16 protein-coding genes and 1 pseudogene are annotated in these 11,422 nt (G+C 47.1%); 11 read left to right on the forward strand and 6 right to left on the reverse strand.

All coding sequences use genetic code 11. The features are described 5' to 3' along the window. The first annotated feature begins 171 nt into the window (after positions 1-171). Together petD and CHA6605_RS28620 are read left to right on the forward strand one after the other, a co-directional pair. The gene (gene petD / locus CHA6605_RS28615; RefSeq protein WP_015162834.1) at positions 172-654 is read left to right on the forward strand and encodes a cytochrome b6-f complex subunit IV; all 483 of its coding nucleotides are present in this window, start codon (positions 172-174) and stop codon (positions 652-654) included. A gap of 12 nt (positions 655-666) precedes the next feature. Continuing rightward, a complete protein-coding gene (locus tag CHA6605_RS28620) occupies positions 667-1,284 on the forward strand; it encodes a cytochrome b N-terminal domain-containing protein (RefSeq protein WP_015162835.1) in 618 nt (205 codons plus the stop codon). Positions 1,285-1,356: 72 nt separating this feature from the next. On the opposite strand, the gene CHA6605_RS28625 is transcribed toward CHA6605_RS28620, so the two are convergent. Continuing rightward, a complete protein-coding gene (locus CHA6605_RS28625; RefSeq protein ID WP_015162836.1) occupies positions 1,357-2,874 on the reverse strand; it encodes an amidase in 1,518 nt (505 codons plus the stop codon). A gap of 98 nt (positions 2,875-2,972) precedes the next feature. On the opposite strand from CHA6605_RS28625, the pseudogene CHA6605_RS33330 reads away from it, so the two are divergent. After that, positions 2,973-3,193: pseudogene (locus CHA6605_RS33330) on the forward strand (hypothetical protein); the annotation flags it as partial. A gap of 53 nt (positions 3,194-3,246) precedes the next feature. Here CHA6605_RS33330 and CHA6605_RS36380 read toward each other — a convergent pair. The 3 genes from CHA6605_RS36380 to CHA6605_RS28635 form a co-directional block, all read right to left on the reverse strand. Then, a complete protein-coding gene (locus tag CHA6605_RS36380) occupies positions 3,247-3,378 on the reverse strand; it encodes a hypothetical protein (RefSeq protein ID WP_269744550.1) in 132 nt (43 codons plus the stop codon). 218 nt (positions 3,379-3,596) lie between these two features. After that, entirely contained in the window at positions 3,597-4,340 is a 744-nt protein-coding gene (locus CHA6605_RS28630; protein ID WP_015162838.1) for an anti-sigma factor, read from the reverse strand. 4 nt (positions 4,341-4,344) lie between these two features. Then, positions 4,345-4,986, reverse strand: coding sequence for a sigma-70 family RNA polymerase sigma factor (locus CHA6605_RS28635; RefSeq protein ID WP_015162839.1), 642 nt, complete (start codon positions 4,984-4,986; stop codon positions 4,345-4,347). Positions 4,987-5,386: 400 nt separating this feature from the next. Here CHA6605_RS28635 and CHA6605_RS28640 point away from each other — a divergent pair, with 400 nt between their 5' ends. The 7 genes from CHA6605_RS28640 (at position 5,387) to CHA6605_RS28670 (ending at position 9,596) form a co-directional block, all read left to right on the forward strand. Then, positions 5,387-5,704, forward strand: coding sequence for a hypothetical protein (locus tag CHA6605_RS28640; protein WP_015162840.1), 318 nt, complete (start codon positions 5,387-5,389; stop codon positions 5,702-5,704). Positions 5,705-5,752: 48 nt separating this feature from the next. Continuing rightward, positions 5,753-6,046 (forward strand): DUF4278 domain-containing protein, encoded by a 294-nt coding sequence (locus tag CHA6605_RS28645; RefSeq protein WP_015162841.1) that lies wholly within the window; start codon positions 5,753-5,755, stop codon positions 6,044-6,046. A 27-nt stretch (positions 6,047-6,073) separates the two neighbouring features. Then, the gene (locus CHA6605_RS28650; RefSeq protein ID WP_041548525.1) at positions 6,074-6,346 is read left to right on the forward strand and encodes a peptidase; all 273 of its coding nucleotides are present in this window, start codon (positions 6,074-6,076) and stop codon (positions 6,344-6,346) included. Positions 6,347-6,392: 46 nt separating this feature from the next. Further along, positions 6,393-7,304: a metallophosphoesterase family protein gene (locus CHA6605_RS28655; protein WP_015162843.1), complete on the forward strand. Its 912-nt coding sequence runs from the start codon at positions 6,393-6,395 to the stop codon at positions 7,302-7,304. A 642-nt stretch (positions 7,305-7,946) separates the two neighbouring features. Continuing rightward, positions 7,947-8,639 (forward strand): hypothetical protein, encoded by a 693-nt coding sequence (locus CHA6605_RS28660; protein WP_015162844.1) that lies wholly within the window; start codon positions 7,947-7,949, stop codon positions 8,637-8,639. A 76-nt stretch (positions 8,640-8,715) separates the two neighbouring features. Continuing rightward, on the forward strand, positions 8,716-9,081 hold the full coding sequence (locus CHA6605_RS28665; protein WP_051038992.1) for a hypothetical protein: 366 nt from the start codon (positions 8,716-8,718) through the stop codon (positions 9,079-9,081). Next, the gene (locus CHA6605_RS28670; protein ID WP_015162846.1) at positions 9,078-9,596 is read left to right on the forward strand and encodes a hypothetical protein; all 519 of its coding nucleotides are present in this window, start codon (positions 9,078-9,080) and stop codon (positions 9,594-9,596) included. The genes CHA6605_RS28665 and CHA6605_RS28670 overlap by 4 nt, the downstream gene beginning before the upstream one ends. 121 nt (positions 9,597-9,717) lie before the next feature. On the opposite strand, the gene CHA6605_RS28675 is transcribed toward CHA6605_RS28670, so the two are convergent. Together CHA6605_RS28675 and CHA6605_RS34740 are read right to left on the reverse strand one after the other, a co-directional pair. Further along, complete coding sequence (locus CHA6605_RS28675) at positions 9,718-10,095, reverse strand: hypothetical protein (RefSeq protein ID WP_157260133.1); 378 nt, start codon at positions 10,093-10,095, stop codon at positions 9,718-9,720. Between the two features lie 103 nt (positions 10,096-10,198). Next, positions 10,199-10,375, reverse strand: coding sequence for a hypothetical protein (locus CHA6605_RS34740; protein WP_015162848.1), 177 nt, complete (start codon positions 10,373-10,375; stop codon positions 10,199-10,201). A gap of 422 nt (positions 10,376-10,797) precedes the next feature. Here CHA6605_RS34740 and CHA6605_RS28680 point away from each other — a divergent pair, with 422 nt between their 5' ends. After that, positions 10,798-11,289, forward strand: coding sequence for a universal stress protein (locus CHA6605_RS28680; RefSeq protein ID WP_015162849.1), 492 nt, complete (start codon positions 10,798-10,800; stop codon positions 11,287-11,289). Positions 11,290-11,422: the final 133 nt, after the last annotated feature.

Here is an 11,422-nt window from a genome sequence, read left to right on the forward strand (position 1 = left end):
TCTACCCAAAATGGTCGTTCTGCTTTTCTTGTCAATGTTAGATAATAAATCTTAAGGAAACATTTCCCATGAGAGCGACACAATCCGCTGTCTTGTCTCTCTAAACCGTCGGGTTTCCCGACGAGCGAGAGCCGCAATCCACAATCCGCAATCGAATGGCAGGAGTAAATCATGACCCAACTCGATCGACAACCTACCGATAAGACCGATCGCTCGCAGACTCCCGTTACCGTACCAAAACGCACAAGTCGCCATCGGTGGGCGTGGCTGAACAATTTCTTGTATCTGTTTCCGACAGTAGGATTGGGTACCGTCGCGCTGTGTATTGGTTTAGCCGTGCTAAATCCAGTTGCCATGAACGATCCGGCCGATCCATTTGCGACACCCGAACATCTACTCCCCGAGTGGTATCTGCTCCCCGTATATCAGCTCGTGCGGCTGATACCCTACAAGATCGTGGGGATCGTGACGATGGTGGCATTTGCGACGGGATTGTTACTGTTACCCATCATTGAAAACCTCGTGCGGTTCGATCCGCGCTTGCGGCGGGGGGTATCGATCGCGATTTTCTCATTTAGTACGATCGTGACGCTGTGGCTGGGCTTTGGGGCGCGGTTGCCGATCGAAGATACGTTTTCACTAGGTCTGTTTTAGGAGGTTGAACCGATGATAAAAAATACTACAGTAAGGCTGCAACAACTAGCGACCATCATCGCCGTGTCCATTCTCTCGCTCGTACTTACTGCGGCGATTTCTGGCTTGTTACTGGCGTTTTACTACGAGCCGAGTGCGGGTGCTGCTTATAATTCACTCAAACAGATCGATACCCGAATCAATTTTGGCTGGTTGATCCTGACGGTGCATCACTTAGCCGGAAATGGCTTTTTGATTTTGGCATTGATTCAAATCATCGTGATGTTTTTTGGCGAGCAATTTCGTCCGGCGTGGATCGTCGCTTGGGTGAGTGGAATTTTATTAACGCTCAATGCTGTGGGTTTGGGGTGGACATCAATGATTCTCGATTGGTCGCAGCAGGGCTTCTGGCGGTTTAAAATCGAGCTAGGGACGATCTCCGCTATCCCTCTGATCGGCCCGACTCTGAGCACCATTCTGACTGGCGGCGAGGCGATCTCTACCGAAACAATCGTTCACCTTTATACTTTACACAGTTACGTTTTGTCGATCGTCGCGATCGGGTTATCGATTTTCCATCTCGCTGGATTATCGGTTCAAGAGCAAGAAATCGAGACAGAGATCGCCCCCGAACTCGATCCACCAGCCTAGATGAATTGTGGATTGCAGATTGTGGATTTTTGATTGATTAACCCCTAAAGCCTAACCCCTATTCCCTAATCTCTAATCCCTATCCCCTCGGTAACCTGCTGGCTGCTGAAAATTGCCAACTATTCGATCGAGTTCCCGCGCGATCTCCAATAAATCTAGATCCTGCCAGCGTTTCCCCACGATCTGCATTCCGATCGGCAATCCACTCTGAGTTTGACCGTTGGCGTAGCCTCCGCTTCGCGGAATGGGGATGACAACTACCGGATGCCCAGTCAGGTTAAATGGCACTACATAAGCCCCCGAAGCCATCGAATAGGGGACATGGCGATCGTCAACCTGAATCGCCGCACCGCGATCGCGATGGGTAAATGCTGGTGTCATCGCTACCGGACACAGCCAGACATCCCATTGGCTCAACGCTTCATCCATCTGGGTGGTAAAACGATCGCGCTGTGTTAGCGTTTCAAAATAGCCTTTGAGCGTCGGATTGAGGGAAATCGGCACTCCAATCTTAGCCAGATTACCCAGTTTGCGAAATTCGCGATCGCCTTGAGTAGCCTCCCGCCATAAAAAAGCCAAATTCTGGCGAATATCGGCCATAGTTAGCGATCGAGCGTAGACGAGATTGTAGGTGACTAGCTCGTAATAAGTTTGCCATGCCGCCAGAAAATCAAAATCGGGTACCCACTCTTCGACGGCAACACCCGCTCCTGTCAGCTTGGTGGCAACCGATCGCATGGCAGATTTAATCTCGGTAGCCACGGGATAGTTTGCCCATTCATCTACCCAGGCAATTCTCAGATTCTCCAGTGGTTTAGCGATTACATGCCCCAGTGAAACGGGTGGAATGTCAGGTTGAAATCGATCGGCACCCGCGATGATTTGCAGACACAGACTTAAATCCTCGATCGATCGCGCTAGTGTACCCACCGTCAGCATTTGCCGCAGACAACGCGGCGCGCCTGGAACTTCGGGAATATGCCCCGTCGTCGGCACGAGCCGATCGGTTGGTTTGAAGCCATAAATACCGCAGAAATGAGCGGGTTGACGGATCGAGCCACCCAAATCGGAACACAGATCGATCGGTGCAAGTCCCGCCGCGATCGCCGCCGCACCGCCACTAGAAGTTCCCCCTGGCGTGTACTCCAGATTCCACGGGTTATTTACGCGAGGAAAAACATCATTTAGTCCCTGATAACCGCCTGCTAGATCGCCGATATTGGTTTTGCCAAGCACGATCGCGCCTGCCGATCGCAGCCGAGCGACTGCGGTGGCATCCTGTTGGGGAACATAGTCTTTTAGAGACACCGATCCTGCTGTCGTTCGCAGTCCCGCCGTTGCAAATACATCTTTGACGGTAATCGGTACGCCATGTAACGCACCCCAATTTTCGCCGTGAGCTAATGCTGCATCTGCTTGCTGCGCTTTGCTGCGAGCCGTGTGTTCGTCCGAGGTGCAAATCGCGTTCAGCTTCGAGTTGTATTTGGCAATTTGAGCCAGATACGCATCCACAACTTCTACCGCCGAAACTTGGCGATCGCGAATCATCTGCGCCAATTGATGAGCGGGCAAAAAAACTAAGTCACTCATCGATCGATTTCACCTCGTGCATAATTGAGTTCATTATATCGATTATTAGTTAACGTAGTTAACTTTGCAAACGAATGAACGATCGTCTCAAAATGGCCATGAAAAAAGTAGCAGCGTTTGGCAATACTGGCGGCGGTAAATCAACCCTTAGTAAAAACCTAGCAGAAATAACTGGTTTGCCGCTATATATTTTAGACACAAACGCCTCATCACAGGTAAATTTCAGTCGCCAGCGGGTTAGCCAGAAAATAGTCCGCTGCTAAAAAGTTCGCTGACATTGTGGTTGTGTCATGAATATATGACCCCCAAATATCGCGAGTAGATCGAGTTTCACAATTTATCGTATCGATTTCTATCGATCGATGAGTGCAGCTACAATCGACACAAGTCATTCAGTCTGGTGGCAAATACTCTCAGCCCTTCGGGACGATAGGTTTCGATCGCACACCAACGCTGTTTGGTACTCTCATGCAATCGATCGAATGTGGCATACACGTATGGCAATTTTGCCGGATCTGAATTGGGGGCGGGATGAGCGTATGTCGGATCGTCATTGAGTTGGCGTAGCCTACCGTAGGTAATCGCGAAACTCTTTGGCGGCGGGACTACTCGGGCGCGTATCGGGATCGCATACGATTAGGTGTTTCATAGTTTCACCTCACTGACGATCGAAAAATTAAGTTTTGTGGAACTAATCAAATCCCGACTCTATTCCCTATCCCCTATCCTCTATTCCCTATTCCCGTCGCCGAGCGACGACTTTGCATCACGATCGATCCGGTGGGATAGCGGCTAGTTTCCGACGATTCTACCGTAACGAATAATCCAGAGATCCCTTGATAAAAGTCGGCAGGCATCCAGAATTTGTCCATGACCTTGCCTTGGGGACTAATTTTCACAGTACCACAGGGAATTGTTTCGCCATCGACGATCGCCCACAGTCGATAGAATTTACCTGAAGGTGGAGCCGCCAAGTTTTGCGCTGCGAGAATCCCGTGTCTTTTCCCTAAATTAACGACAAAGCTCCCTGTAGCTCGATCGGACTTAGTTGCAGCCTGAAGCGAGAAAAATTGCGTCTGAGGCTGTTCTAGGAGGGTTTTGATGTCGCCAGCGATGCGAAAATCCTGTCGCAAGCGATAGTTATCTACTCCTAGATACAGAATCAGCAGTGCTGCGGCACCACCCATGACAGTCCGCCAGCGGAACCTCGACTCGCGCGGGGATGGTGAGACAGGATTGTTCGCCGCAGCCACGATCGCCGCTTGGAGTTGGGGCGGTGGTTCGACACTATTTAAGTCATAAATCACCCGATCTAAGGTTGTCTCTAGTTGCTTTACTTCTGCCTGTAATTCTGGGTTATCTGTTAGTAATTGCTGGAAAATTTCTACCTCGCGACGATCGAGATCGCCGATGACATAGCCTGCGGTGAGGGCGGCAATTGCTTCGGGAGTCAGGGGTTCGTTCATAAACTTACTCGATCGAATTCTCTAAAATTTGCTTCAGTTTCAGAAGTCCTTGGCGAGTCCAGCTTTTGACAGTACCGAGGGGTTCGTTGAGGCGTTTGGCGATTTCTGATTGGCTCAATCCGGCATCATAAGCTAGCTCGATCGCTTCTCTTTGGCGATCGGAAAGTTGGCTTAAGGCTTGCCGCACATGCTGCGATCGCTCGTTGACAACCGCTCGATCGAATGGAGTCGGCTCGGTGGTTTCTGCTGTGACATTTTGTCCCCAGCGTTGAACTAAGTTGAGGTTACGAGTGCGCGATCGTAATTTATCGATCGCGCGAGATCTTGTCATGGCAATTAAGTAGCGCAGCAAATGACCTTGTTTATCGGGAGCGATCGGTCGCTGCCATAATGATAGAAAAATTTCCTGCGTGAGATCTTCAGCTTCTGGCTGGTTTTGTAATACTTTTAAACTGACTCCATATACCAAACTACCATAGCGATCGTAGAGACACTTCAAAGCTTCTGGCTGCTTGAGCTGCAAGTTCTGTAATAGCTCGGCATCAGTTACGGCAGACTGAGCAGATAGATGGCGATCGTCAGAACTCAGCTCCATTGCTTTCCCTGCCAGAGTACTTAATGCCGTAGTGCTGTCAATCTTAGGCATATTACAAGCATAGAATACATTCCCCCTTATCTTTAAAACGATTGATGAAGTTAATCGGATGAGCTGTCGGCCAAAGTTTTTATGTAGATTCGATCGCAGTTATTAACTCAAACCTTAGTAGCGAGGACTTTTGAGACATCCGCTGAGAAAGTTTTGCCAAATTCACATCCAAAACTCGAAACGAGTCGTTTTAAAGATAGAGACAAATGAATAACTCACTGGCACTATTTCCAGGCATAAGTTGCAACTAGATTCTGGAGACACCCCTAACTGCTTATTTGTTTGCTCCCATAGCTTTTTCTTAGATCGTATTTTACATATTCGATAGCCTGAGTTCGATCTAGCTGTTGAATGTGGGTGAATTTGCTATGGCTAAATAACCGATCGCCGAGGTGATTCTATGAAACGCATGATGTTTATCCCGATCGCTACACTCATATTTACGGGAGCCATGTTTCCAGTCGCAGCACATGCTCAAAGCACAGCCAACCAAATTACACCCTTTAATTTGACATATATTGCCTACCAAGGTTATTTCAAAGATTGGGGTATTCCATCTGCTGGCGGACTAATTGACGCGATCGTCTCCAAACAGATCGTTGCTCAAGATTTGATTCAGGCTGCTGTTAAGACACATCAATTATCAGTCCAAATTTTAAACGATGGAGACTACATCTCTAATCTCGAAAGTCAAATGAAAGGATTGACAGAAAACTAACAAGTAAAGCTAATAAAGCATTGAATTTATCCCAAAATTTAACTTGAAATGACTAATATTATTCAGAGAAAATCTATCGAAAGCAAAGTAATTAAGCTCATTTATCGTGGCATTACCTATAATTACGATCCCGATCGCGTTAGAGCTAATTCTCCATTGCCACACTCTCGCAAATCCTCCCGCAACTTGATTTACAGGGGTGTCGCTTATCGCTTCGATCTAGCCCTCGCCAAACCCGATGTTGTCAAACCATGCAGTTATGAATTGATTTATAGGGGCAGCACTTATCAAGCGCATCGCAATGAAAAAGGTGAAGTTAGTTATCAGCGAACAAGTCATTAAAGTTTGAAATCTTTTGAGAAGGAAATGATGAAAAATACTTTCCGTAAATACCATCGACAGATTGCCACACTCTTTTGTTTGCCGATCTTCTTTACCGCTCTGACTGGTATAAGCATTACCATTGCCGAAAAATGGCTGCACCAACCAGAACTCGCGGCTATTTTTACCAGCATTCACACCTTCAAAATTTTCAAATTCGATGCGATTTTGCCAGCATTAAATGGTCTGGCACTAATTGGCTTAGTTACCACCGGACTAAGTATGACCGGACTATTTACCCAACATCGTCAACCTAGATAGAGACACTGACAGTTATACCCCAAACCAACTAACTGGAGGAATACCCATGCAACGCAAAAAATTTATCGAACATGTGAGCTGGACTGGACTCGGTATCGTCTGGGCAGTCGGTTCAAATGGCTTATTCACCGCATGTAGTGTTGGCGAACAAACTGCCCAAACACCATCTAAAGCCTCCCCGCTGTCCTTCGTTCAAATTAGCGATACGCATATCGGCTTCAAAAAACCTGCTAACGAACATGTCACCGATACAATGCAAAAAACGATCGCGGCAATTAATGCGCTAGCCACACCACCTGCTTTTGTCGTTCATACCGGAGATATCACCCATTTGTCCAAACCCGAAGAATTCGATCTTGCCAAACAACTGATGTCTCAATTGAAAGTCCCGTTGTTTACTTTAGCAGGAGAACACGACACGATCGGCGATCGCGGTACAACCTACGCCGCAGCCTTCAAACCCAAAGATGTCAAAGAAGGTTTGCAAATCTGGAACCAAGCTGGAATACATTTTTTAGCGGTGACTAACGTGCTGGATTTTGCAGCCAGCGGCAAAGGTGTACTCGGACAAGCACAACTAGATTTACTCACCAAAGATTTGACAGCTCAGAAACAAGATACCCCGATCGTCATTTTTAGCCATCTGCCCTTATACGATCTCTATCCCCAATGGGGCTGGGCAACCGCCGATTCTGCCAAATTGCTCTCCCTCCTGTCTCGGTTTGCCTCTGTCACCGTATTGAGCGGTCACATCCATCAAGTCGTTAGACATCAAGAAGGTAATATTCAGTTCCACACCGCAGCCTCAACCGCCTTTCCCCTCCCCACTCCTGGCAACGGCGAGCATCCCATCCCCGTCAAGCTACCCGAAACCAGTCTATTGAAAGAGATCGGATTTCATTCGATCGATCTCATCCCTGGCAAAGCTACCAAAATCAGCCACCGCCCTCTAGGGTAATGGCTGCGGTGTTTGCATAAGTATAAATCAGCTTCGTTTTGGGTTGATTTACCCCCCCCAACCCCCCCTTATAAAGGGCTACCGTGTATACACAAGTCTGGAGGGAAGCGAAAGCCCTAGAAATCCCCCTGTCTTGTCTCCCTAATCCGTCGGGGAACCCGACGTTGGCGCAGCCACTCCAAAGGAGTTACGGGAGCCGCTAAATCCCCCTTTTCAAGGGGGACTTTGACCGGATCTTAGCCCCCTTTTTAAGGGGGTTTGGGGGATTTAGATCTAGAAACGAAGTCAATCAGACTTGTGTATACACGGTAGCTTATAAAGGGAAGGGAGCCGGATAAGCCGGGGGTGCGGTAAAGGACTACGCCACAACTCAAATAGCTAAAGACGGATTTAGGTAAAGGCTTAATCGCGCTAGGACACGTTTTAGAACCAGTTACCGAAATTGGTGCCGCGACGGGGATTTCGTTCGCGTAGCGTTGCAGAATGCAAATCGCTCCCAATGGTCGAATTACGGCAGCAGCCGAACCCGTTCGCAGGGGTGGCGGATCGGCAATGACGGTGAAGCGTTAAGTGGGTGTCAATTAAGCTGTTTGAGATCGATCTAATTTTCATCTCTTTAGTTAAGTTTAAAGGAAGTTTGATATGAATAGCTACGGTCGTCAGTTTTCAACTCGTCAGATTGGTTTATTAGGAAAATTGCGAATTTTAAATGTATCGATATCGATCGGGATTTTTTTACCAACCATATTCACCCTCATTCTCTGCTCTCCAGCAATGGCAGCGAAGGTAGATGACTTTAAACAAGCTGCTGCAATAAACAGTGGTTGCGATAGTATTCCGTACAAGGGTTTCAATGAAGATTTGAATAAAAAATGTAAAGACTTGTCAGAATACAAAAATAAAATCTGTAATAATTTCGGTATTGACAGACCAAAAGTAGAGAAAACTCTCGAAAACTACCTCGATAGCCGTAAAAAGCTTCGGGATGCAATCGATCGAAAAAATACAGGAGCAATTTCAGGACTTAAGCAGCAGATTCAAGAAGGTGATGAAAAGCTTTCTGACTATAAGAAAACTGCTAAGGATCTCTCGGATAGAGCATCGGAATGTCTTGCTGCTAGAGAAAATGTTCAGCGAGTATTTTCAGATGCCAAAGAACTTCTCAAAAAAGAGACCGATCCAGATTTGAAGCAGTATATCTCGACGATATTAGATACATACGAGAAGGGTCAACGGGAGCACATTAAGGCGATGCAGAACACGACAACATCGATGGAAAATTCTAAATGGGTTAGCCAGCTCGGTTGGGATCGATCTGAGATAGTTGAAAAATAGATCGAAGTTGACTGCGAACGAGTTGTATTATCCAGAAAGTTCCCTGACGATCGCTAGTTAGACGGCTGCACGCATTATGAGATCGATTCGATTTATGTGGATGGACACACCGCTACAACCGCTGAGGATTCCGGCTGGATGGACAGTTGCGCACAATGAAGGTCTCTTTGAGATAGATCCCATCCCCGATAAGATTCCAGACGAGGAGCATATTTGCTTCTTTCGGGAGGACATGCTCCAAATGAAGAATCAGGATCGCAACAGACTACTCGATGTCGGTTGGTATCCCGAAGGTGATTTGGAGCGCGGTGAGTATGCGCTCCATATTCACGAAGGAGATTGGTGTGGACGTTTGTTGCACGAATTCAGAACGCGAGACCGACAATCGTTAGTTATCGAAATCGAGCGCGTATTTATCGCTATCACGGAAGGTCAGTTATGACAAAATATCTTTATCTACCCATACTTATCATCTTATTTTCATTGGCAGGTTGTAATACTAAATCGGAACCACCAACTGTCGGTCAAAAAGTCAGTTTCGATCGCATCTGCGATCGCAGTAACGATGATAAACGCATCGCAGTTGAAGGGTTTTTAACATTACCAGAGAAAGTTTCTAGCAAAGATAAAATGTCGGTACTGCTAGAAATTCGAGCGGTAAAAGATGTCAATAAACCCGGACGCGTGGGCATCTGGACGACATATGGCACGGCAGCAAATCGGGTTGCCCCGATCGATACCGCACTGCGCGCGCCAAATAGCACCGAAAAAGCCAAGCTTCAAGATTGGAGCAAATCCAAATTCTCTTATACCCATGCTGATTTAAAAGTGACAACTAATGATGGCAAATCGATCGGCTATCTCGATCGAGTTCGTGTTTCTGGCAAGGTCGGTTTTCCTAGTAAAGTTAGCGTTTCTCCTTGCGTATTGAATAATCCATTAATTGAAAAAATTTAGACTGGCGATCGCTTCAAAACTGTTACCTTGATTTGGATAGTCCAAACTATTAACCGTTCGCGAAGTGTCTGTGCCAGAGAATCGACTACAATCGAGGACACTTGCCAACTTGTGGATCGATTTAAGCGGAATAATTACGAGCGATATCGAGGTTTGGTCTGTCTGGTTGGGCAGATAGCAAGCCCGCGACCGCCTCAAAGCATCGTCCGCCCGACCAGCGGACATCGACCTCACTCGGATCGAGCGGGAACGGCGGCTCGACCACGATGCCAATACCTTGCCCGCGACCCCACGCATCGAAATCGTTTGGTTGCCAAGTCTTGGGGTTTTTTACTACTCTATCTCCGACTTGAATAGCCCGCTCCATTAATGAACCCTCTAACTGAAATAGTTTAAGTCGATCGATTACCTCTCGGCGCGGCTCCGCCAACGGCAATTTGTGGGTCTGGAGCCGTTGCCGATCGAATCTTGAAACCCGCTCCAGCAAAACTAATCCCAAAAATCACGATCTCCTCCGAATCTAAATGCTCGCACAATGTCGAGCGTCATGCCCGATCTGCCGGAAGTCACCGTTGAAGATCGCAGTTCTAGCTGTCCGAATATCAGGCAGCAAGCACGGGCTGGGCAGCAGCACCGAAGGCTGAGAGTGCGAGGTTGCAGGCTACCCACTCGCTTCTGACACTAGCGTGAAGTCGCTGGCATTTACCTTGATAGTGACCTTCTGGTTGGAAAAAAAGACAATTTTTACACGTTGGCGCGGGATCTAGATGAGTTTTCATAAAGTTTACTCAAGTTAATTGTGCTGAATCGATCTCAATCCGAGCAGCCAGAGGTCATACCGTTGTAAAACTCTCGATCGTCACCTTGACTTCACCCACCATTAAAACAAACAAAGATGAGGAAGTTGTGAAGTCGAGCGACTCGATCGTGAAATTTTAAATTTATGAATCTAAGGAGGTGGGTTCGATCGTTAATAATTCAATTAACTCGATCGGGTCAAAAGTGCAATCTTTCTGAGAGTATTGCTAATAAAAATATTTTAAAGATCGTTAACTATCGAGCGATTTCGATCTCAATGTCTTAGAATTGAATTAGATCGCTATAAATGGCTAAAAAGAACGATAGCAGCATCTGCCCAAGGGATCGACCCTCGACAGTCCGGTTTTAAAATCGATTATTTTATAGTTGAGAGCGCGTCTATATGTATCAAAAAATCTTAATTACCATTGCCGATTCTGATGAGTCCGAATTAGTACTAGCAGCGGGACTAACCTTAGCGGAGAAGTTTGAATCCCAGGTCTTACTTTTGCATGTCATCAATCCATCTCTACCATCTGGTTTTAGTCCATTAGTGGGTGGGATGTTCCCCATTGTCAACGATCTGGCCATCGAACAGTATGCCAAAGAGTGGAAAGAATACGAAAGCAACGGGATCGAACGACTCCAGGCTTGCGCGCAACAGGCACGATCGCGCGGGATCGAAGCCGAAGTTTCGCAAAACTTTGGTGATGCTGGACGCATAATTTGCGAAGTAGCCAAAAGTTGGTCGGCAGACTCTATTGTGATGGGCAGAAGAGATCGACAATCGATTTTGAGTGAAATTTTGGTTGGTAGCACGAGTAACTATGTCTTGCATCACGCACCTTGTTCGACGATCGTGATTCAGCCACCAGCATCATCGCAACATCCTTAAAGCGGGCAGAGTTGAGATCGGATCTACCCTTGTTGCACTCTGTTATCCCCGTTGTCTTGTCTTGATTCGCTTAACTAAGGGCGTGCGCGAATCGCTCCCTGCCCCCCACTCCCATCTCTAGCTTTTTATACCT

Source organism: Chamaesiphon minutus PCC 6605 (genome assembly GCF_000317145.1).
GTDB classification, from domain to species: Bacteria; Cyanobacteriota; Cyanobacteriia; order Cyanobacteriales; family Chamaesiphonaceae; genus Chamaesiphon; species Chamaesiphon minutus.

Excerpts from the sequence above, each read along its gene's own strand:
- CHA6605_RS28625 (WP_015162836.1), bottom strand. The coding sequence starts at position 2,874 with ATGAGTGACTTAGTTTTTTTGCCCGCTCATCAATTGGCGCAGATGATT.
- CHA6605_RS34740 (WP_015162848.1), bottom strand. The coding sequence starts at position 10,375 with ATGAAAACTCATCTAGATCCCGCGCCAACGTGTAAAAATTGTCTTTTT.
- CHA6605_RS28665 (WP_051038992.1), top strand. The coding sequence starts at position 8,716 with ATGAGATCGATTCGATTTATGTGGATGGACACACCGCTACAACCGCTG.
- petD (WP_015162834.1), top strand. The coding sequence starts at position 172 with ATGACCCAACTCGATCGACAACCTACCGATAAGACCGATCGCTCGCAG.
- CHA6605_RS28655 (WP_015162843.1), top strand. The coding sequence starts at position 6,393 with ATGCAACGCAAAAAATTTATCGAACATGTGAGCTGGACTGGACTCGGT.
- CHA6605_RS28640 (WP_015162840.1), top strand. The coding sequence starts at position 5,387 with ATGAAACGCATGATGTTTATCCCGATCGCTACACTCATATTTACGGGA.
- CHA6605_RS28635 (WP_015162839.1), bottom strand. The coding sequence starts at position 4,986 with ATGCCTAAGATTGACAGCACTACGGCATTAAGTACTCTGGCAGGGAAA.
- CHA6605_RS28645 (WP_015162841.1), top strand. The coding sequence starts at position 5,753 with ATGACTAATATTATTCAGAGAAAATCTATCGAAAGCAAAGTAATTAAG.
- CHA6605_RS28650 (WP_041548525.1), top strand. The coding sequence starts at position 6,074 with ATGAAAAATACTTTCCGTAAATACCATCGACAGATTGCCACACTCTTT.
- CHA6605_RS28670 (WP_015162846.1), top strand. The coding sequence starts at position 9,078 with ATGACAAAATATCTTTATCTACCCATACTTATCATCTTATTTTCATTG.
- CHA6605_RS28620 (WP_015162835.1), top strand. The coding sequence starts at position 667 with ATGATAAAAAATACTACAGTAAGGCTGCAACAACTAGCGACCATCATC.
- CHA6605_RS28660 (WP_015162844.1), top strand. The coding sequence starts at position 7,947 with ATGAATAGCTACGGTCGTCAGTTTTCAACTCGTCAGATTGGTTTATTA.
- CHA6605_RS28630 (WP_015162838.1), bottom strand. The coding sequence starts at position 4,340 with ATGAACGAACCCCTGACTCCCGAAGCAATTGCCGCCCTCACCGCAGGC.
- CHA6605_RS28680 (WP_015162849.1), top strand. The coding sequence starts at position 10,798 with ATGTATCAAAAAATCTTAATTACCATTGCCGATTCTGATGAGTCCGAA.